The organism is Burkholderia sp. MR1-5-21 (assembly GCF_053427715.1).
In genome coordinates this window covers 124,624-145,726 of sequence record NZ_JBSAXD010000009.1, presented here as the reverse complement: position 1 = coordinate 145,726, position 21,103 = coordinate 124,624, and the positions used below count along the sequence as shown (strand labels likewise).

General features: G+C 68.0%; 18 protein-coding genes. 4 read left to right on the top strand and 14 right to left on the bottom strand.

Features of this window, described 5'->3' with window-relative positions; genetic code table 11:
* Nucleotides 1–102: 102 nt before the first annotated feature.
* The gene (locus ACV229_RS14865; protein ID WP_448083877.1) at nt 103–855 is read left to right on the top strand and encodes a HesA/MoeB/ThiF family protein; all 753 of its coding nucleotides are present in this window, start codon (nt 103–105) and stop codon (nt 853–855) included.
* Between the two features lie 60 nt (nt 856–915).
* Here ACV229_RS14865 and ptsP read toward each other — a convergent pair whose 3' ends face one another.
* The 7 genes from ptsP to ACV229_RS14830 form a co-directional block, all read right to left on the bottom strand.
* Nucleotides 916–2,685, bottom strand: coding sequence for a phosphoenolpyruvate--protein phosphotransferase (gene ptsP, locus ACV229_RS14860; protein ID WP_448083876.1), 1,770 nt, complete (start codon nt 2,683–2,685; stop codon nt 916–918).
* Between the two features lie 202 nt (nt 2,686–2,887).
* On the bottom strand, nt 2,888–3,157 hold the full coding sequence (locus tag ACV229_RS14855) for an HPr family phosphocarrier protein (RefSeq protein WP_448083875.1): 270 nt from the start codon (nt 3,155–3,157) through the stop codon (nt 2,888–2,890).
* A 71-nt stretch (nt 3,158–3,228) separates the two neighbouring features.
* Nucleotides 3,229–3,699, bottom strand: coding sequence for a PTS sugar transporter subunit IIA (locus tag ACV229_RS14850; protein ID WP_448083874.1), 471 nt, complete (start codon nt 3,697–3,699; stop codon nt 3,229–3,231).
* A gap of 240 nt (nt 3,700–3,939) precedes the next feature.
* Nucleotides 3,940–4,896 carry a glutathione synthase gene (gene gshB, locus ACV229_RS14845; protein ID WP_448083873.1) on the bottom strand — a complete coding sequence of 319 codons (957 nt, stop codon included), beginning with the start codon at nt 4,894–4,896 and terminating at the stop codon, nt 3,940–3,942.
* Between the two features lie 36 nt (nt 4,897–4,932).
* A complete protein-coding gene (gshA, locus tag ACV229_RS14840; protein ID WP_448083872.1) occupies nt 4,933–6,222 on the bottom strand; it encodes a glutamate--cysteine ligase in 1,290 nt (429 codons plus the stop codon).
* 242 nt (nt 6,223–6,464) lie between these two features.
* Complete coding sequence (locus ACV229_RS14835) at nt 6,465–7,985, bottom strand: ammonium transporter (RefSeq protein WP_448083871.1); 1,521 nt, start codon at nt 7,983–7,985, stop codon at nt 6,465–6,467.
* Between the two features lie 30 nt (nt 7,986–8,015).
* Nucleotides 8,016–8,354 (bottom strand): P-II family nitrogen regulator, encoded by a 339-nt coding sequence (locus ACV229_RS14830; RefSeq protein ID WP_006398175.1) that lies wholly within the window; start codon nt 8,352–8,354, stop codon nt 8,016–8,018.
* Nucleotides 8,355–8,706: 352 nt separating this feature from the next.
* On the opposite strand from ACV229_RS14830, the gene ACV229_RS14825 reads away from it, so the two are divergent.
* Together ACV229_RS14825 and ACV229_RS14820 are read left to right on the top strand one after the other, a co-directional pair.
* Nucleotides 8,707–8,952 carry an accessory factor UbiK family protein gene (locus ACV229_RS14825; RefSeq protein ID WP_448077040.1) on the top strand — a complete coding sequence of 82 codons (246 nt, stop codon included), beginning with the start codon at nt 8,707–8,709 and terminating at the stop codon, nt 8,950–8,952.
* A gap of 224 nt (nt 8,953–9,176) precedes the next feature.
* Nucleotides 9,177–10,781 (top strand): YifB family Mg chelatase-like AAA ATPase, encoded by a 1,605-nt coding sequence (locus ACV229_RS14820; protein WP_448083870.1) that lies wholly within the window; start codon nt 9,177–9,179, stop codon nt 10,779–10,781.
* 322 nt (nt 10,782–11,103) lie between these two features.
* Here ACV229_RS14820 and ACV229_RS14815 read toward each other — a convergent pair whose 3' ends face one another.
* Nucleotides 11,104–11,676 (bottom strand): hypothetical protein, encoded by a 573-nt coding sequence (locus ACV229_RS14815; protein WP_448083869.1) that lies wholly within the window; start codon nt 11,674–11,676, stop codon nt 11,104–11,106.
* A gap of 163 nt (nt 11,677–11,839) precedes the next feature.
* On the opposite strand from ACV229_RS14815, the gene ACV229_RS14810 reads away from it, so the two are divergent.
* The gene (locus ACV229_RS14810) at nt 11,840–12,376 is read left to right on the top strand and encodes a peroxiredoxin family protein (RefSeq protein ID WP_448083868.1); all 537 of its coding nucleotides are present in this window, start codon (nt 11,840–11,842) and stop codon (nt 12,374–12,376) included.
* A gap of 114 nt (nt 12,377–12,490) precedes the next feature.
* On the opposite strand, the gene ACV229_RS14805 is transcribed toward ACV229_RS14810, so the two are convergent.
* The 6 genes from ACV229_RS14805 to ACV229_RS14780 all read right to left on the bottom strand — a co-directional run bounded on the left by ACV229_RS14805 (nt 12,491) and on the right by ACV229_RS14780 (nt 21,103).
* Nucleotides 12,491–13,843, bottom strand: a complete 1,353-nt coding sequence (locus tag ACV229_RS14805; protein WP_448083977.1) for a sigma-54-dependent transcriptional regulator — start codon at nt 13,841–13,843, stop codon at nt 12,491–12,493.
* Between the two features lie 101 nt (nt 13,844–13,944).
* Nucleotides 13,945–16,008: a sensor histidine kinase gene (locus ACV229_RS14800; RefSeq protein WP_448083867.1), complete on the bottom strand. Its 2,064-nt coding sequence runs from the start codon at nt 16,006–16,008 to the stop codon at nt 13,945–13,947.
* Nucleotides 16,009–16,012: 4 nt separating this feature from the next.
* The gene (locus ACV229_RS14795; RefSeq protein ID WP_448083866.1) at nt 16,013–17,302 is read right to left on the bottom strand and encodes a dicarboxylate/amino acid:cation symporter; all 1,290 of its coding nucleotides are present in this window, start codon (nt 17,300–17,302) and stop codon (nt 16,013–16,015) included.
* 359 nt (nt 17,303–17,661) lie between these two features.
* Entirely contained in the window at nt 17,662–19,389 is a 1,728-nt protein-coding gene (gene actP, locus ACV229_RS14790) for a cation/acetate symporter ActP (protein ID WP_448083865.1), read from the bottom strand.
* 11 nt (nt 19,390–19,400) lie between these two features.
* Nucleotides 19,401–19,706, bottom strand: a complete 306-nt coding sequence (locus ACV229_RS14785; RefSeq protein ID WP_448083864.1) for a DUF485 domain-containing protein — start codon at nt 19,704–19,706, stop codon at nt 19,401–19,403.
* A gap of 188 nt (nt 19,707–19,894) precedes the next feature.
* Nucleotides 19,895–21,103 (bottom strand): CaiB/BaiF CoA transferase family protein, encoded by a 1,209-nt coding sequence (locus ACV229_RS14780; RefSeq protein ID WP_448083863.1) that lies wholly within the window; start codon nt 21,101–21,103, stop codon nt 19,895–19,897.

The window sequence follows — 21,103 nt, the reverse complement described above, 5'->3', positions numbered from 1 at the left end:
GGCCATCGCGGGAAGACCGCGATGGCCCGTTTTTCATGCGCGCCTAGAATACGTACGCAAAGTCCGCACAGCTCAGCACCGCGTCTCGCCTGCAGCCCACTCATGAACGACGATCAACTCCTCCGCTATTCCCGCCACATCCTCGTCGACGAAATCGGCATCGAGGCGCAGCAGCGCTTTCTCGACGCGCATGCGATCGTCGTCGGCGCGGGCGGCCTCGGCTCGCCCGCGGCGATGTATCTCGCGGCCTCCGGCGTCGGCACGATCACGCTCGTCGACGCGGACACGGTCGATCTCACGAACCTGCAGCGGCAGATCCTGCACGTGACGGCATCGGTCGGGCGCAAGAAAGTGGAATCGGGGCGCGACGCGCTCGCGCAGCTGAACCCGGACGTGACCGTGCACGCGGTCGCCGAGCGCGTCGACGACGCGTGGCTCGCCGCGCACGTGCCGCACGCGAGCGTCTTGCTCGACTGCACCGACAACTTCGCGACCCGCCACGCGATCAACCGCGCATGCGTCGCGCATCGCGTGCCGCTCGTGTCGGGCGCGGCGCTGCGCTTCGACGGGCAGATCAGCACGTTCGACTTCCGCGACCCGGCGGCGCCCTGCTACGCGTGCGTGTTTCCGGAAGACCAGCCGTTCGAGGAAGTCGCATGCGCAACGATGGGCGTGTTCGCGCCGACGGTCGGGATCATCGGCGCGATGCAGGCGGCCGAGGCGCTGCGCGTGATCGGCGGCATCGGCGCGACGCTGAACGGCCGGCTGATGATGCTCGATGCGCTGCGGATGGAATGGACGACGATGAAGATCGCGCGCCAGGCCGATTGCCCGGTGTGCGGCGGCCGGCACTGACGCCGGGCCGCACCGCACATGCCGCGCAGGCATGTGCGTGAGAAACAGGCTCAAGCAGGCTCAGGCGGCCGCGTCCGCGCGCGGCTCGGCGACCGACAGCCGCTTCAGCGCCGACTGCACTTCCTCGGGCTCGAACGCCGCGAGCACGTCGGCCGTCGGCTTTTCGAGCGCCTTCAGGTGCGCGCGCAGGATCTCCTGCTTGACGACGAGCAGCTGGCTCGGGTGCATCGAGAACTCGGTGAGCCCCATCCCGAGCAGCAGGCGCGTGAGCGCCGGGTCGCCCGCCATCTCCCCGCATACCGACACCGGCACGCCCGCACGCTTCGCCTCGCGCAGCGTGTACGCGATCAGGTGCAGCACCGCCGGATGCAGCGGATCGTACAGATGCGCGACCGCGTTGTCCGCGCGGTCGATCGCGAGCGTGTACTGGATCAGGTCGTTGGTGCCGATCGACAGGAAATCGACGCGCTTCAGGAACAGCGGCAGCGCGATCGCCGCGGCCGGGATCTCGATCATCGCGCCGACACGCACGTTCGGATCGTACGCGAGGCCCGCATCGTCGAGCTGGCGCTTCGCCTCGCGGATCAGGTCGAGCGTCTGGTCGATCTCCTGCGCGTGCGCGAGCATCGGGATCAGGATCTTCACCTGCCCGAACGCGGACGCGCGCAGGATCGCGCGCAGCTGCGTGAGGAACATCTGCGGCTCGGACAGGCTCCAGCGGATCGCTCGCAAGCCGAGCGCCGGGTTTGGCGCGGTCTCGTAGCCTTCGTCGAGCGCCTCGAGCGGCTTGTCGGCGCCGACGTCGATCGTGCGGATCGTCACCGGCATCCCCTTCATCCATTCGACCGCGCGCTTGTACGCGGCGAACTGCTCCTCCTCCTCCGGCATCTCCTTCTGGTGCATGAACAGGAATTCGGAGCGGAACAGGCCGACGCCGACCGCACCCGCCTCGACGGCCGCCTTCGCGTCGTCGGGCAGCTCGATGTTTGCGCACAGGTCGATCTTCGTGCCGCACAGCGTCTGCGTCGGCGAGAACTTGAGGCGCTGCAGCTTGCGTTGCTCGAGTGCCTTTTCGGACTGCCGGTACGAGTATTCCTCGAGGACGATCGGCGCCGGATCGACGATCACGATGCCCTGGTCGCCGTCGACGATGATCAGGTCGTCCTGCCGGATCAGCGCGCTTGCGTGCTGCACGCCGACCGCGGCCGGAATGCCGAGGCTGCGCGCGACGATCGCCGTATGCGACGTGCGTCCGCCGAGATCGGTGACGAACGCCTGGAACGACTGCGTCTTGAACTGCATCATGTCGGCCGGCGCGATGTCGTGCGCGACGACGATCATCTCGTCGGTGCCTTTCGCTGCACCGTTGAGCGCCTGCGCGGCGGACGGCGCGCCCGCGAGCGCCTTCAGCACGCGCTCGACCACCTGCTCGATGTCGGCCTTGCGTTCGCGCAGGTATTCGTCCTCGATGTCGTCGAAATGGCGCGTGAGCAGGTCGAGCTGCTCGGTCAGCGCCCACTCGACGTTGTAGCGCCGCGTGCGGATCAGGTCGATCGTTTCCTGCACGAGCATCGCGTCGCTCAGGATCATCGCGTGCACGTCGATGAACGCGCCCACTTCGCTCGGGGTGTCGTCCGTCAGGTCGGCGCGCAACGCATCGAGCTCGCGATGCACGGCTGCGAGCGCCGTGCGGAAGCGCTCGACCTCGGCGTCGATCTGGGTCGCCTCGACGAGGTAATGGGCGACGTCGAGCGCCGCCGGCGCGATCAGATACGCACGTCCGATCGCGATACCTCGTGAGACGGGAATGCCATGCAGCGTGAAGGACACGCGCACCTCCTCTGTACATGTAAAGCCGCGGCACACCGCTGCGATGCGCTTATGACCCCGGATAGCGATTATAAATTCCGCACCGCGCACCTGACTGCATGCAGCGCAGCATTACACGCACTGCATCAATCCTGCAGGCGAAAAAAATGCCGCGGGATCCGCGGCATTCTTGCTGGAAACGGCAACGATCCGGTGCCGTCGGTCACTGACCCTCGCCGAACTTGTCGGCAATCAGCTTCAGCAGCGCGTCCATCGCCTCCTTCTCGTCGGCCCCTTCGGTCTCGATCGTGACCGTGCTGCCGATGCCGGCCGCAAGCATCATCACGCCCATGATGCTCTTCGCGTTGATCTTGCGCCCGTTGCGCGACATCCAGACTTCGGACTGGAAGTTACCGGCCAGTTGCGTGAGCTTGGCCGATGCGCGTGCATGCAGCCCCAATTTATTGACGATGGTGGTTTCTTGTTGAAGCATGGTTCTTGTTCGGTCGAGGTTGCCGGCGGCGCCCGTCGGCGGATGGATCTGAAACGGGGAATGGAACGCGGTCAGGACGGTTCGGTACGCGGCCGCGGCTCCGGCGGAATCGGCGCGCACTGGCCGCAGCCGACTTCGGTCGGCGGCGGCGGCGTGCCCGCCGCGACCTCATGGACGCCCTTCGCGCCGCCGGACAGCGCCTTGTCGACAAGCTTTTCGAGCGGCAGCTGGCGGTAGCAGACCGCGCGCACCAGCATCGGCAGGTTGACGCCTGCGAGCACGCGCACGTTCGCGATCTTCGCGAGCTGGCCGGCGATGTTCGCGGGCGTCGCGCCGTACATGTCGGTCAGCACGATCGCGCCGTTGTCTTCCTGGAGCCGCGCGAGCTCGGCGTGCGCGAACGCCATCACCTGGGCCGGATCGTTGTCCGCATGCACGTCGATGCAGCCGATGCGCGCGGGCACGCCGCCGTAGATGTGCGCGATGCAGTCCCGCAGCGCGGTGGCGAGCGGGGCGTGCGCGATGATCAGAATCCCTGCCATGTCGGCCTCCGGCAGGCCGCCCCAAGAGGGCTGACCGCGCCCTCGGGGGGCAGCGAGCAAAGCGAGCGTGGGGGTCGTTTCATTTTCAGCCTTGCAACAAGTTCGGCCCGGCTGCCGGGCCAGCGGCACCTCGACGCCGGTGCCTGGCAAGCGGGCATTGTAGCAGGCCGGTCACCTCTTTCCGGCAGCGGGGGACCTGCGCGGCCGCCGCCGGTGTTGCGCGCACAAGACGCAGCTTGCTTACGACGCCGCGCGCTCCAGCGCGTCGATGAACATCGCGGCGACGTCGAAGCCCGTCTGCTCCATGATCTCGCGGAAGCACGTCGGACTCGTGACGTTCACCTCGGTCAGCCAGTCGCCGATCGCATCGAGCCCGACCAGCAGCAGGCCGCGTGCGGCCAGCACCGGCCCGAGCGTTTCGGCAATCTCGCGATCGCGCGCGGTCAGCGGCTGCGCGACGCCAAGCCCGCCCGCGGCGAGGTTGCCGCGCACCTCGTTGCCCTGTGGAATCCGCGCGAGCGAATACGGCACCGGCTCGCCGCCGATCAGCAGGATCCGCTTGTCGCCGGCCTTGATCTCGGGGATGTACTTCTGCGCCATCACCGTGCGCGCGCCGTCGTGGCTCAGCATCTCGACGATCGAGCCGAGGTTCATGCCGTCCGGCTTCACGCGGAACACGCCCATCCCGCCCATCCCGTCGAGCGGCTTCAGGATCACGTCGCCGTGCTCCGCGTGGAATGCGCGCAGCCGGTTCGCGTCGCGCGTGACGAGCGTCGGCGCGACGAACTGCGGGAATTCGCCGATCGCGAGCTTCTCCGAGTGATCGCGGATCGACTGCGCGCGGTTGAACACGCGTGCGCCCGCGCGCTCGGCCACCTCGAGCAGCCACGTCGACGTCACGTATTCCATGTCGAACGGCGGATCCTTGCGCATCAGCACCGCGCCGAACGACTCGACGCGGCGCGACTCGACGGCGCCGGCCTCGTACCACTGCTCGCGATGCAGGTCGTCCAGCTCGCCGACGAACGTAATGCGCCGCACGTCGGCCTCGACGGCGGACCCGGTCCACGCAAGGTGGCGCGGCTCGCACGCGTAGATCGCATGCCCGCGCCGCGCGGCCTCCGCCATCATCGCGTAGGTCGAATCCTTGTAGATCTTGAAGCGCTCGAGCGGGTCGGCGATAAAGAGAATGTCCATGCGGGTCCTGTCTTTGCGGTGCCGGCGCAGCGGCCGTTACACCTGGATGGCTTCCGGATCGGTCTTTTCCAGTTCGATCGACGACGCGATCAGCGACAGCCGCGCGACGACGCCGTACATGTAGAACCGGTTCGGCGGCGCGGCGCCCGGCTTGGCGCCTGCGTCCGGCAGCGCGGTGTGCTCGAAGCCGAGCGGCACGTAGTGCATGCCCGGCGCGTTCAGGTTCTGGTCGCGCTCGCGGCCGGCGTGCGTGCGGTAGAAACCGCCGACCACGTAACGGTCGATCATGTAGACGACCGGCTCGGCCACTTCGTCGCCGACCCGCTCGAACGTGTATACACCTTCCTGAACGATCACGTCGCGCACCGCGAGCCCGGCCTTCGACTCGGCCATCTGCGCGCGCTCGGCCTTCGACAGCCGGCCGATCTCGGCCGCATCGTGCACGGTCATCACGCCGCGCCCGGCGGTGCCGGCGTCGGCCTTCACGACGACGAACGGCTTCTCGCTGATCCCGTATTCGCGATACTTGCGCGCGATCTTCTTCAGCACGCCGTCGATCGCGTCGGCGAGCGCCTGCTCGCCTTCATGCGCCTGCCAGTCGACCCCTTCGACGTGCGCGAAATACGGATTCACCATCCACGGATCGACGCCGACCATCTTTGCGAACTTCTTCGCGACGTCGTCGTAGCACGAGAAGTGCGTCGACTTGCGGCGCACGGCCCAGCCCGCGTGCAGCGGCGGCAGCAGGTATTGCTCGTGCAGGTTCTCCAGCACGGGCGGGATGCCGGCCGACAGGTCGTTGTTCAGCAGGATCGAGCACGGATCGAAATTCTTCAGGCCGAGACGGCGCTGCGTGCGCTCGAGCGGTTCGAGCACGATCTTCTGGCCGTCGGCAAGCGTGATCGGCGTGATGTCGGTGATGCTCGGATCGAGCGAGCCGAAGCGCACGTTGAGGCCCGCCTGGCGCATGATCGTCGCGAGGCGCGCGACGTTTTCCAGATAGAACGCGTTGCGGGTCGGCAGCTCGGGAATCACGAGCAGGTTCTTCGCGTCCGGGCAGATCTTCTCGATCGCGGCCATCGCCGCCTGCACGGCGAGCGGCAGCACTTCGGACGGCAGATTGTTGAACGCGCCCGGAAACAGGTTGGCGTCGACCGGCGCGAGCTTGAAGCCCGCGTTACGCAGGTCGACCGAACAGTAGAACGGCGGCGTGTGTTCCTGCCATTCGAGCCTGAACCAGCGTTCGATCGCAGGCGTGGCGTCGAGGATCTTCTGCTCGAGCTCGAGCAGCGGGCCGTTTAACGCCGTAACGAGGTGGGGAACCATGAATCACTCGCGAGCGGGAGAATGAAGATTGTAGAGCAATTGCGTTGCCCATTTGGGGATTGTTCCCGGGATCACAAGGATATGGAGGAAGTTTCTGGCTATTGACCCGATAGTGGACAGGGTTATCCGCTACAGGGCCGCGCCGCAGGAGAAAAAAAACCCGCCGGGAAGGCGGGCCGAAGTCGCTGCGCTCATTCGTGGCGGGAGCGGCATCGAGGCCGCCCGCCGTATTTCGTTCAGGTTTATTCGACGTGTTCGCCGTGGAGGATCACGTCGAGGCCTTCGCGCTCTTCCTCTTCCGTCACGCGCAGGCCGATCGTCATGTCGATCAGCTTCAGCAGCACGAAGCTCAGGATGCCGCTGTAGACCAGCGTGATCAGCACGCCCTTCGCCTGCAGCAGCAGGCTGCCGTCCGCGCCGCCGATATCCTTGACCGCGAACACGCCCGTCAGCAGCGCACCGAGAATCCCGCCCACGCCGTGCACGCCGAACGCGTCGAGCGAATCGTCGTAGCCGAGCTTCGACTTGAGCCACGTCGCCGACCAGAAGCAGACCACGCCCGCTGCGATACCGATCACCAGTGCGCCCGTCACGCCGACGAAGCCCGATGCCGGCGTGATCGCCACAAGACCCGCGACCGCGCCCGACACGATGCCGAGCACCGACGGCTTGCCCTTCGCGATCCATTCCGCGAACATCCAGCCGAGCGCCGCGCAGGCCGTCGCGACTTGCGTCGTCAGCATCGCGAAACCGGCACGGCCGTCAGCCGCCACCGCCGAGCCCGCGTTGAAGCCGAACCAGCCGACCCACAGCATCGACGCGCCGATCATCGTCAGCACCAGGTTGTGCGGCGCCATCGATTCACGGCCGTAGCCAACACGCTTGCCGAGCACGAGGCACGACATCAGGCCCGCAATACCGGCGTTGATGTGCACGACGGTGCCGCCCGCGAAGTCGAGCACGCCGTCGGCCGACAGCCAGCCGGTCGGTTCCCACACCATGTGCGCGATCGGCACATAGACGATCAGCGACCAGAGCGCCATGAACACGAGCATCGCCGAGAACTTCATCCGGTCGGCGAACGCGCCGCAGATCAGCGCCGGCGTGATGATCGCGAACGTCATCTGGTAGACGAAGTAGACCGTCTCGGGAATCGTCGGCGCGAGGTGGCTGACGGTCAGCGTCGTCGCCTTGTCGCCGTGAATGTAGTTCATCCCGTGCAGGAACGCGCGCGACAGGCCGCCGATGAAGCCGTTGCCCGGCGTGAACGCGAGGCTGTAGCCGACCACCGTCCACAGCACCGTGATCAGCGCGGTGATCGCGAAGCTCTGCATCACCGTCGCGAGCACGTTCTTCTTGCGGACCATGCCCGCGTAGAACAGTGCGAGGCCCGGCACCGTCATGAACAGCACGAGCGCGGTGGAGGTCAGCATCCACGCGGTATCGCCCGAGTTGATCTTCGACGAATCGACCGAGAACGGCGCGGTCGGCGCGGCAGGCGCGGCCGGGGCCGACGCGGCGGCAGCGGCCGATGCTTCGGGTGCGCCCGAAGCCGGTGCCGCAGCGGCGGCGGAAGCGGCGGCCTCGGACGCAGCCGGCGCCGAAGCGGCCGGCGCAGCGGCAGCGGCCGATGCGTCGGCGGGCGCCGAGGCGGCAGGCGCGGACGCAGCCGCGGCCGACGCCGCGTCGTCCGCGAGCGCGGAGCCAACGCCGGCCGCGATCAGCGAGCCGGCCATCAGCAGGGACATCATAAGTTTGCGCATCTTGGTATTCCTCTTGTCTCGTCTTGTCTGTTACAGCGCGTCCGCGCCCGTCTCCCCGGTGCGGATCCGGATCACCTGCTCGATCGGCGTGACGAAGATCTTGCCGTCGCCGATCTTGCCGGTGCGTGCGGCCCGCTCGATCGCTTCCACCGCCTGGTCGACGAGATCGTCGGACACGGCTGCCTCGATCTTCATCTTCGGCAGGAAATCGACCACGTATTCGGCGCCCCGGTACAGCTCGGTGTGCCCCTTCTGGCGCCCGAACCCTTTCACCTCCGTCACCGTGATGCCCGAGACGCCGAGCGCCGAGAGCGCCTCGCGCGTCTCATCGAGCTTGAACGGCTTGATGATTGCGGTAATGAGTTTCATGAAGTCCTCTCGCTGGGTTGTCCCGTCGAATTGGTTGGATGTGTAGCGGACTCTCATGAGCAACTCGCATGCCATGTCGGCCCGAGCCCCGTCTCGAACCGCGTTGCGAGGGTCGCATCCCGCGACAAACCACGCCGGAGCCCGGCCGAACGGCCAACGTGGGGCGGGTTTGCTGGCGCCGGGCGAGGATCGTTGCTAGAGTGCACGCACGTCCCGAAATGCCGGGGCTTTCACCCATGCGGGCGCCATGCCCGGAAATCGCGCGCCGCACGCACCATTTCCGGTCATGCGTGCATCATGGGCACGTATGCAACTGAAGATGCACATTTTTTGTGCAATGAAGGGGAATCACATGAAGCAACCCAGCGACGTTTTCAACGACCTGCAGTCGCGCGTCAGCGACCTGCTGAAAAACTCGCCGGCCAAGGACGTCGAGCGCAACGTGAAAGCCATGCTGTCGCAAGGCTTCTCGAAGCTCGACCTCGTCACCCGCGAGGAATTCGATACGCAGGCGCAGGTGCTCGCCCGCACCCGCGTGCGCCTCGAGGAACTGGAAAAGCGCGTCGCGGAACTCGAGCAGAAGCTCGCCGCTTCGTAAGCCTGACGCATCAGCCTGATGTACAAGGCTTGATGGTCAAAGCCTGACTCGCAGGCATGAACGGGCCAGTGGCCGGTCCATGCCTGCCCCGCGCCAACAGCGCAGCACAGCAGTCGCCCCGTCGTTCTTTCATCCGCGCCACGCCGGCAAGCGCGCAACGATCACTCCCTTTTCCGTGGCAGGCGGCCCGACAGGCCGCCCGCCCGCTCAACAGGAGCCTCGCCATGTCGCTTGCCGTGGTGCGCAGCCGCGCACCGGCGGCCGGCCGCGCGCCGGACGTCACCGTCGAAGTCCATCTTGCCAACGGGTTGCCGTCGTTCTCGATCGTCGGCCTGCCCGATCTCGAAGTCCGCGAAAGCCGCGAGCGCGTGCGCGCCGCGCTGCAGAACTGCGGATTCGAGTTTCCCGTCCGCCGCATTACCGTCAATCTCGCGCCCGCCGACCTGCCGAAGGAATCCGGCCGGTTCGACCTGCCGATCGCGCTCGGCATCCTCGCCGCGAACGGCCAGATCCCCGCCGACGCGCTGGCCGGCCGCGAATTCGCCGGCGAGCTGTCGCTGACCGGCGCGCTGCGGCCGATGCGCGGCGCGTTCGCGATGGCCTGCGGCGCCGCGCGGGACTGGCGGGCGGGTGGAACGGGCTCGGGCTCCGGTTCCGGATCACGTTCGGGTTCGGGCGAGGTTTCCGGCTCCGCAACAGCGTCACCCGCACCCGAGCTGTATCTGCCGCTCGACAGCGCGGGCGAGGCCGCGCTCGTGCCGGGTGTCACCGTATTCGGCGCGCCCGACCTGCCCGCGCTGTGCGCGCACCTCGCCGGTACGCCGGACGGGCGGCTCACGCCGGTCGCGGTGCCCTGTCTCGACGGATTGCCGGCGCCATCCGCTCCCGACCTCGCGGACGTGGTCGGCCAGCGCGGCGCCCGGCGCGCGCTCGAAGTCGCGGCCGCCGGCGGGCATCACATGCTGATGGTCGGACCGCCGGGCGCCGGCAAGTCGATGCTGGCCACCCGGCTGCCGGGGCTCCTGCCGCCGCTGACCGACGACGAGGCGCTGACGTCGGCCGCGCTCCTTTCCGCGAGCCGCATCGGCTTCTCGCCCGCGCAATGGCGGCAACGGCCGTTTCGCTCGCCGCACCACTCGTCGAGCGCCGCGGCGCTGGTCGGCGGCCGCAATCCGCCGCAGCCGGGCGAGATCACGCTCGCGCACCTCGGCGTGCTGTTCCTCGACGAATTGCCGGAATTCGACAGGCATGTGCTGGAAATGCTGCGCGAGCCGCTGGAGGCCGGCCGCATCACGATCTCGCGTGCGGCGCTGCAGGCCGACTTCCCGGCCGCCTGCCAGCTGATCGCCGCAATGAACCCGTGCCCGTGCGGCTGGCACGGCGATCCGTCCGGCCGCTGCCGCTGCTCGCCGGACGTCGCCGCGCGCTATCTGCGCAAGCTGTCGGGGCCGCTGCTCGACCGCATCGATATCCAGATCGACCTGCCCGCGCTGACGCCGGCCGAACTGTCGGCGCGCGCGTCGGCGCCCGGCGAGCCGAGCGCGGCGGTCGCCGCACGCGTCGCGTTGGCACGGGCGCGGCAGCTCGACCGCCAGGGCAAGACGAATCACATGCTGACCGGGCGCGAAACCGATGACCTGTGCCGGCCGACCGACGAAGGCGAGCGCCTGCTGCGCGAGGCCGGCGAGCGGTTCGGCTGGTCGGCGCGCGCGTATTACCGCGTGCTGAAAGTCGCCAGGACGATCGCCGATCTCGCCGGCGACCCGCTGCCGACTGCCGCGCAGATCGCCGAGGCGATCCGCTACCGGCGGGCGCTGACGGCCCTCTGAGGACAAAATCCGCCTGTCAAGACTTGACTTATGCACAATTCCGCGCATCCGGGTCCGGAACCCACCGCAACAGGCCGTATGCGAAGCGGAATCCGCATGCCTTTGTTTTTATTGATTTTTCTGAAGCGGCGCGCGCACGGCCAATCCGCCCGGAACCCCATCCGGCGCGGGCGGCGGGCCGATTGCGGCAACTTTTCAACAAAGTTATCCACATGCGCCGTGGATAACCGAAAAACCCTCGCAAAATCCGGCGATTAGCTGCGAATGCTGCGAAGGAACTTTCAGTTGTCGCCGCGCTCTGAGGCACCCTCGCCGGCCCGATTCAGTCGAGCTTCAGCGAACCGAAGAACTGATCGAGTTGCTCCTGCGCGATCGGCGCGTCGGAGATCGCGACCGCCTGGTACGCGTGCCGGCCGCGCGCGACGAACCGCGCGACGATCGTCTTGCGTGCGCGGTCCTGCCCCGCCGCCGCGCCGGCCACGCGCAGCTCGACCCCGTTCACCGCGCCGCCGGACGCGAGCGGCACCGGCACCGCGGCCGTCTGCGGCGCGCCGTCCAGGTTTCGGGAAAGGCCGTCGCGCAGGTAGTCGAGCGCCGCGCGGCGGGTCTCGTCGCGGTCGTCCGGCAGCATCACCGTGCCGACCGCGAACACCGCGCCATCCAGGTGCGCCGCCTGCATCCGCATCTTCATCGGCGTGCCGCCGATCGTCACCGCGTGCTCGTCGACGGTCGGCTTGGCGGGCAGGTCGATCGTGTAGCCGGCGTCGTTGTGCAGCGTGCGCCAGTCGTACGGCGGCGAGCACGCGGCGAGCACGGCGCTTGCGCACACGAGTGCGGCGAAGCGCCGCAGTGGACGAAAAAGGGGACGCAGCGGATCGGCAAATACCTTCGGCATGGTGCGGAGCAGAGCTGGCAAAATGCGCATTATGCGTCGAACGGGAACGCCGGGATGTGTGATGGCCACCGGTACGCGCGCCGCATTCGCGCTAAAATAAACGCCGAATTTCGACGTCCTTGGCCATGTCCGGCGTCACCGACCGACTTCGAGAGCACCGCAGATGAACTCCACGCCTTCTTCCTCAAGCCGCCGCGCGGGCCCGATCCGCTATGTGGCGGCCGTCGTCGTCGTGGCCGCGATCGCCGTGGCCGGCTTCTTCGCGTTCAACGGCAAGTCCAGCGTGCCGGATGCGACCTTCACGCTGCTGTCGGGCCAGAAGGTATCGACCAGCGGCGACTTGAAGGGCAAGGTCTACCTGATCAACTTCTGGGCGACGAGCTGCGCGACCTGCATGCAGGAGATGCCGCAGATGGTCGATACCTACAATCGCTTCAAGGGACAGGGCCTGGAATTCGTCGCGGTCGCGATGAACTACGACTCGCCGATGTACGTCGCGAACTACGCGCAGACGCGCCAGTTGCCGTTCAAGGTCGCGCTCGACGACGGCAGCGCCGCGAAGCAGTTCGGCAACGTGCAGCTGACGCCGACGACCTTCGTCGTCGACAAGGACGGCAAGATCCTGAAGCGCTACGTCGGCGCGCCGCAGTTCGCGGAACTCGACGCGCTGCTCAAGAAGGCGCTCGACAACGCCGCCTGAGCGCTCGCCCGGACGATTCCGCACCGATGGGCGCCCGACGCGCCCGTCAATGCAAAACGGACCGCATGACCGGACATCGCCGGTTCATCGGTCCGTTTCTCTTTGGCGGTCCCGTTATCGGTCCGTTTCGCCTTTGGCCGACAATCCGTACCGCTTCATCTTCTCGTAGAGCGTCGCCTTGCCGACGTGCAGCCGGTCGGCGGTCGCCGCGACCGCGCCGCCCGTCTGGTTCAGCGCCTCGGCGATCACCGCGCGCTCGAACTGCTCGATTCGCTCCTTCAGCGTCTGCTCGTTCGCGTCGTCGTCCGCCGCCGCCGCGTCCTGCGGCATGTCGGCGACGCCGAGCACGAACCGGTCGGCCGCGTTGCGCAGCTCGCGCACGTTGCCGGGCCAGTCGCGCTGCAGCAGGCTCGCGCGCTGCCGGTCGGTGAGCACCGGCGCCGGGCGGTCGTAGCGCACGGCCGCGTCGAGCATGAAGTGCTCGAACAGCGGCACGATGTCCTCGCGGCGCTCGGCGAGCGGCGGCAGCGCGATCGTCACGACGTTGAGCCGGTACAGCAGGTCGCGCCGGAACGTGCCGGCCGCGACCTGCTCGCTCATGTCGCCCTTCGCGGCCGCGACGATCCGGCAGTTCACGCGAATCGGCTGGTTCGAGCCGAGCCGCTCGAGCACGCCGTCCTGCAGCACGCGCAGCAGCTTCACCTGCAGCGCGAGCGGCATGCTTTCGATCTCGTCGAGGAACAGCGTGCCGCCGGACGCGTATTCGAGCTTGCCGACCCGGCGCTTCGCGGCGCCCGTGAACGCGCCCGGCTCGTAGCCGAACATCTCCGATTCGAACATCGGCTCGGGCAGCGCGCCGCAATTCACCGCGATGAACGGCTTGTCGCGGCGCGGCGACAGCTCGTGCAGGCTGCGCGCGATCAGCTCCTTGCCGGCGCCCGTGTCGCCGTTGATCAGGACCGACGCATCGGTCGGCGCGATGTTCGCGATCAGCCGCCGTACCTGCTCGATCGCCGGACTGCGGCCGATGATGCGCGGCGCGACGACGTTCTGCTCGGCGAGCTCGCGGCGCAGCGCGTGGTTCTCGAGCACGAGCGCGCGCCGCTCGAGCGCGCGCCGCACCGTCTCGATCAGCCGTTCGGCCGCAAACGGCTTCTCGATGAAGTCGTACGCGCCGTCGCGCATCGCCTGCACGGCCATCGAGATGTCGCCGTGGCCGGTGACGAGAATCACCGGCACGTCCGGCACGCGTTCGCGGCATTGCGCAAGCAGGTCGAGCCCGCTCGCGCCGGGCAGGCGGATGTCGCTGACGATCACGCCGGCGGTGTCGGCGACGATCGCCTTCTCGGCAGCCTCGGCCGACTCGAAGCCGGTCACGTCGAAGCCCGCCAGCTGGAGGCTCTGCACGCTCGCGCGGCGCACGAGTGCGTCGTCTTCGATATAGATCACTTGCAGCCGGTTGGCCATCGTACTCACTTGCTCCTGATGGGCGTCGTTGCCCTCGGACGGCGCGGCGACAGCGCGTGCGCGGGTCGGCTCACGCCGGTTTTCCACCGTTCGGCACACGCTCAGCGCGCGCCCGTCTGCTCGGACACGGAGTCCGGATGATGCGTGCGGGCGCGCCGCAACGTCAAGACGAACTGCGCGCCGCCGCCCGGCGCATTGCGCGCGGTCAGCGAGCCGCCCGCATCGCTCGCGATCGACGACGAGATCGCGAGCCCGAGACCGAGCCCGCGCCCCATTTCCTTCGTCGTGAAGAACGGCTCGAACAGGCGCGGCAGCAGGTCGGGCGGGATGCCCGGACCGTTGTCGCGCACCTGGATCGCGAGCGTCGCGGCCGACACGTCGATCGCGACCTCGATGCGCGGGGCGGCGGTGCCCGCCACCGCATCCAGCGCGTTGCCGAGCAGGTTGATCAGCACCTGTTCGAGACGCAGGTCCTCGCAACGCGCGACGAGTTCCGGATGGTCGTTCGCGAGATCGAGCGGCGCATCCGACGGGGACGTCCGCGCGCCGTCGCCTGTGGGCGACACCGGTGATTGGGGCGACATGGCCGCGTCCCGCAGCGTCAGCACGAGCGCGACGCCGCGCAGCCGTTCGTCGAGCAGCGCCAGCACGCTGCGCAGCGCGCGCACGACGAGCGCCTGCTCGTTGCGCGGCCGCGCGCGGCCGACGAACAGCTTCAGCTGGTTGGTGATCTTGCCCATCCGCTCGGTGAGCGCGGCGATCGCCTCGAGGTTCTCGCGCGCCGCGCCCTGCTCGCCGCGGTCGAGCAGCACGCGCGTGTTGTCGGAGAAGCTGCGCAGCGCCGCGAGCGGCTGGTTCAGCTCGTGCGTGATGCCCGCCGCCATCTGGCCGAGCGCCGCGAGCTTGCTCGCCTGGATCAGCTCGTCGTGGGCGGCGCGCAGCTCCTGTTCCGCGCGGATCCGGTCGCCGACCTCCTTCTGCAGCTGCTCGTTCGCCTCGGACAGGTCGGCCGTGCGCTCCTCGACGCGCCGGTTCAGCTCCGCATACGCCTGCTGCAGCAGCGCGCGGCCGCGGATCATCTCGCGCACGCGCGCACGGCGCATCCGCCAGTAGAACGCGAGCAGCGCGACCGACACGAAGCCGAAGCCGGTGACGATCGTCGCGTTGCGCGCGTCGGCGTCGACGGGCGCGATCGGCGCGAGCGTGACGAGCGTCCAGTCGGGCTCACCGATGCGGCGCTGCGTCGCGAGATAGCGCGGCGCGCGGCGGCCATGGCCGATGCGCGCAATTTGCGCATCCGCACCGAGCACCTGCTCGACGCGCAGCGGCAGCGGCGTGACCGGCTGCTGCGCATACTGGCGGGTCTCGTAGATCGACGCGGCAACCGGGCCGGTCAGCGGCCGCAGCGTGTGGTATTTCCATGCGGGCACCGACGACAGGAACACGACGCCGTGGTCGTCGGTGACGACGAGCGGCTCGGACGCGTCCGCGCCCTGGAACCACTCGAGATTGAGCTTCACGACGACGACGCCGACGATCCGGCCGTCGCGCCACACGGGCTGCGAGATGTAGTAGCCGGGATCGCGCGAGATCGTGCCGATCCCGAAGAAGCGGCCGACCTGGCCGTGCATCGCATCGATGAAATACGGTCGGAAACGGTATCCGATCCCGACGAAGCTGTCGGGCGCGCGCCAGTTGCTCGCGGCGACGCACAGGCCGTCCGCGCCGATCAGGTAGGTGACGGTCGCGTGCGCGTGCTCGTTGAGGTCTTCGAGATAGCGGTTCGCGCGCGCCGCGTAGTCGGCGCGCTTCGGCTCGGCAAGCAGGTCCTGCACGAGCGGGTGGCTGCCGAGCAGGTACGGCAGCGACTCATAGCGGTCGAGCGTGCTCTTGAGCGCGCTGGTGGTGCGATCGACGCGCACCGCGGCGTTGCGCTGCAGCTCGTCGATGCCGCGCCGCCAGGTGATGGTCCACGTCAGCGCACAGGCCGCGGCGAGCGCGGCGGCGAGCGCGAAGAGGACGAGCAGGCGGCGCTTCACGGTGACGGCTTCCTGACGGTGCGGATCGTCTATTGTGTCATAGCCGTCCGCCTCTGCCCTGCCGCTGCAGCGGACGCCGTCATGCGGCGCGCGGCGCGCGTGCGGCGCCGCCGCCTGCTCCTTCATGACGTCAGACGCCGGCCGTCTCGGTGGTGACGACTTCGCCGCCGCCGTTCAGCGCCTGGCGCAGCTTCGCGCGGTCGAGCTCCTTCTCCCACGCGGACACGACGACCGTCGCGACGCCATTGCCGACGATGTTGGTCAGCGCGCGGCACTCGCTCATGAAGCGATCGATGCCGAGGATCAGCACCATGCCCGTCAGCGGGATGGTCGGCACGACGGCGAGCGTCGCGGCGAGCGTGATGAAGCCCGCGCCCGTGACGCCGCTCGCGCCCTTCGACGTCAGCATCGCAACCGCGAGCAGCGTGAGCTGCTGCATCCACGTGAGCTCGATGTTGGTCGCCTGCGCGATGAACAGCACGGCCATCGTCATGTAGATGTTGGTGCCGTCGAGGTTGAACGAGTAGCCGGTCGGCACGACGAGGCCGACGACCGAGCGCGAGCAGCCGGCCTTCTCGAGCTTCTCCATCAATTGCGGCAGCGCGGCTTCCGACGAACTCGTGCCGAGCACGATCAGCAGCTCTTCCTTGATGTACGACACGAAGCGGATGATCGAGAAGCCGGTCATGCGCGCGATCGTGCCGAGCACGACGAGCACGAACACGACCGACGTCAGGTAGAACGTGCCGATCAGCTTGAGCAGCGGCACCAGCGAGCCGACGCCGTACTTGCCGATCGTGAACGCCATCGCGCCGAACGCGCCGATCGGCGCGAGCTTCGTGACGATATGCACGATGCCGAACAGCACGCGCGTGAGCCCGTCGATGAAGTCGGTGACGACCTTGCCGCGCTCGCCGAGGTGCGCGAGCACGCTGCCGAACAGCAGCGCGATCAGCAGGATCTGCAGGATCTCGCCCTGCGCGAACGCGTCGACCATCGTGTTCGGGATGATGTGCATCAGGAAGTCGACCGTCGACTGGCCGTGCGCCTTCGCCGCGTACGACGCGACTTCCTTGCCGTTCAGCGTCGCCGGATCGATGTTGAAGCCCACGCCCGGACGCAGGATGTGCGTGGCCGCGAGGCCCAGCACCAGCGCGAAGGTCGACACGATCTCGAAGTACAGCAGCGCCTTGCCGCCGACGCGCCCGACCTTCTTCATGTCCTCCATGCCGGCGATGCCGGTCACGACCGTACAGAAGATGATCGGCCCGATCACCATCTTGATCAGCTTGATGAAGCCGTCGCCGAGCGGCTTCATGTCGACGGCGAGGGACGGATAGTAGTGGCCGAGGATCACGCCGACGATGATGGCGAAGATCACCTGCACATAGAGCACTTTGTAGATGGGTTTCTTCTTCACGATGATTCCTGATGAAGGGTAGATGAGCCGGTGGAAACGGCGTCACGCGCGCGGGCGAATGCCAGGGGAAGTGGAAGTCATTCGCCCGCGCGGCTGCCGTGCCGCAACAAGCGATGCCTCAGGACATCCGGGGGAGGAGGAAGGCGTCGGTCATCGGTTGTCTCCTTGCTGTAGTAGTTGAGGCCGGAGGTCGGCCGTGCCTTCTATATCGCAAGGTCGATGCCAGGTCTCGAATACCCTTCAAGCCGTTGTTTTTATTGTATTTCTCATAATGCGGCAGACCCGGAAATCCGGGATTCCGGAAATCCGGAATCCATCCGTCCGGCGATCCGGACGGATGTGTCGTTTCATCACATGAATCAATGCTGTACGGCCTGGCCGGCCAGCACGCCGGTCTGCGCATAGAACTCCTGCTGCGCGAACGCTTCGCGCTCGCGGCGCGCGCGTTCGCCGCGGTCGGCGAGCGAGCCGACGACGATGCCGGCGAACGCGAGCGGCACCGACACGAGCGCCGGGTTGTCGAGGAATACCGGCGCATGCGCGTGGTGCAGCACGTCGACCCACACCGACTTCGACAGCAGCGTGAGCACGACCGCCGATGCGAGGCCGAGACCGCCGCCCAGCACCGCGCCGCGCGTCGTCATCCCGCGCCAGAAGATCGACATCGCGAGCACCGGGAAATTCGCGCTCGCCGCGACCGCCGCGACGAGGCCGACCATGAACGCGACGTTGATGTGCTCGAACAGGATCGACAGGCCGATCGCGACCGCCGACAGCACGATCGTCGCCGCGCGCGAGATACGCATCTCGACGCGCTCGTCGGGCTTGCCGCGCGCCCACATCTGCGCGTACAGGTCGTGCGAGATCGTCGTCGCGCCGGCGAGCGTCAGGCCCGCGACCACCGCGAGGATCGTCGCGAACGTGACGGCCGCGATGAAGCCGTAGAACCAGTTGCCGCCGACCGCCTGCGCGAGCTTCACCGCGACCATGTTCGAGCCGCCGAGCAGGTCGTGCGTCAGGTTGAACGTGCCGTTCGCGCCGAGCCGGAAGAATTCCGGATGCTGCGCAAGCAGCACGATCGCCGAGAAGCCGATCACGAACGTCAGCAAGTAGAAATAGCCGATGAAGCCGGTCGCGTAGAACACCGACTTGCGCGCCTCCTTCGCGTTCGGCACCGTGAAGAAGCGCATCAGGATGTGCGGGAAGCCGGCCGTGCCGAACATCAGCGCGATGCCGAGCGACAGCGCGTTGGCCGGATCGCGGATCAGCTTGCCGGGCCCCATGATGCCGAGCGCGCCCGGATGCACGGCCACCGCGCGGCGGAACATCTCGTCGACGTTGAAGCCGAACTCGCCGAGCGCGAGCAACGCGAGCAGCGTTGCGCCGCACAGCAGCAGCACGGCCTTGATCACCTGCACCCAGGTCGTCGCGGTCATCCCGCCGAAGAACACGTACACCACCATCAGCACGCCGACGATCAGCTCCGCGGTGCCGTACGACAGCCCGAACAGCAGCTGGATCAGCTTGCCCGCGCCGACCATCTGCACGACGAGGTACAGCACGACGATCGTCAGCGAGTTCGCGGACGTCAAGAGCCGGATCGGCCGCTGTGCGAAGCGGTACGCGACGACGTCGACGAACGTGAACTTGCCGAGGTTGCGCAGCGGCTCGGCGATCAGGAACATCACGAACGGCCAGCCGACGAGGAAGCCGATCGAATAGATGAGCCCGTCGAAGCCGAACATGAACACCATCCCGGAGAGCCCGAGGAACGACGCGGCCGACATGTAGTCGCCCGCGATCGCAAGGCCGTTCTGCAGGCCGGTGATGCCGCCGCCGGCCGTGTAGAAGTCGCGCGTCGAGCGCGTGCGGCGCGCGGCCCAGCGCGTGAGCGCGAGCGTCGCGAACACGAACGCGAAGAACATGCCGATCGCGACGGGGTTCAGTTCGACCTTGTCGGGCATCGGCCCGGCGGCAACGGACACCGCATGCGCGGCGGCCGGCACGGCGGCGCAGAGCGCGCCGAGCGCGAGGCGCGGGGCAAGAGCCGGGACAAGACGCGGGACGAAAGGCAGGAAATGACGCATCGGGGCCTCCGTCACGAACGCTCGAGGATCGCATCGACCGCGCGGTCGAACGAACGGTTCGCGCGCAGCACGTAGCACGCGGTCAGGCCGATCGCGACCAGGATGATCGCGATGCCGGCGACGATCCCGACGGTCGTCGTCGCGCCTCGGTAGAGCGGCGCCGCGAGCACGTGCGGCGCGAGCGCGACGAGCAGGATGAAGCCGTAGTACGTCGCGATCATCAGCGCCGTCAGCACGAAGCTGAAGCGGCGCCGCGTGCGCACGAGCTGCTGATAGTCACGGCGCGCCGTGACCTGTTCGATGACGGAAATCTCCATGATGTCTCCTGTCGACCAGAGTTGGCGCTTTAGCGCTTACTCTGGTCCCATGCTTCGCGGTCGACCGGAGTCAGTGCTTCAGCACTCACTCCGGTCCCATGCAAGGCCCATCGTCGTCTCGCGAGGGTCGTCGTGTAGTCGATCGGCGCGCGATCCAGCCCGCCCGCGCCGCGGCGGTACGAATCGATTCAGACCACGCGATCCGCTCGGAGTCTCGCGACATCGTCCGCCGACAGCCCAAGCCAGCCGCCGAGCACGTCCTCCGTGTCCGCACCAAGCACGGGCGGCGCGCCCCGCACCGGCAGCCGCGTGCCGTCGAAACGGTACGGCGGCGCGAGCACGTCGACGCCGCCCGCGACCGGATGCGGCTGCCGCGTGACGAGCCCCGCGCTGCGCGCACGGTCGGACGTCAGCGCCTCATGCAGGCCGAGTACTTCGCCGCACGGAATGCCGGCGTCGGCAAGTCCTGCAAGCAGCGTCGCGCGCGATCGCTTCGCAAGCTCGCCGCGGATTTCCGGCAGCAGTTTTGCGCGGTTCTCCGAACGGCCGAGGTTGGTCTGGTAACGCGGGTCCGCAGCAAGGTCGGGCCGCCCGATCACGTCGCAGAAGCGCGCGAACTGCGTGTTGTTGCCGACCGTGATCACGAGCGGGCCGTCGGCCGCATCGAACACGCCGTACGGCACGATCGACGGATGCGCGTTGCCGTAGCGCGGCGGGTCCTTCTCCATCAGCAGCGCGTCGAGCCCGTAGTACGCGGTGATCATCAGCCCGCAGTCGAACAGCGCCATCTCGATGCGCCGCCCGCGCCCGGTCGCGTGCCGTTCGTACAACGCCGCGAGGATCGCCTGCGCCGAGTACATCCCGGTAAACAGGTCGACCGCCGCGACGCCGAACTTCAGCGGCGGCTGGTCGGCCTCGCCGTTCAGCGCCATCAGCCCCGCCTCGCCCTGCACGACGAGGTCGTAGCCGGGGCGTCCCGCTTCGGGCCCCGAACGGTCGTAGCCGGAAATCGCGCAGTGCACGAGACGCGGGTTCAGGCCGGCCAGCGCGTCGTAGCCGAGGCCGAGCTTTTCTGCGCCGCCGAGCTTGAAGTTGTGGATCAGCACGTCGGCCTGCGCGGCCAGCTCGCGCACGAGGCGCTGCCCCGCTTCGGTCTGCAGATCGATGCAGATCGAGCGCTTGCTGCGGTTCACGCTGTTGAAGTAAGTCGTCTCGGTGTCGCCGATCCGCAGCCCCCAGTCGCGCGTATCGTCGCCGCGTGCCGGATGCTCGACCTTGATCACCTCCGCACCGAAATCGGCGAGCACCATCGCGCACCACGGCCCGGCCAGCACGCGCGAGCAATCGAGCACCTTGACGCCGGCGAGCGGCAGCGCGCGTTGCGTGTCGTTGTCCAT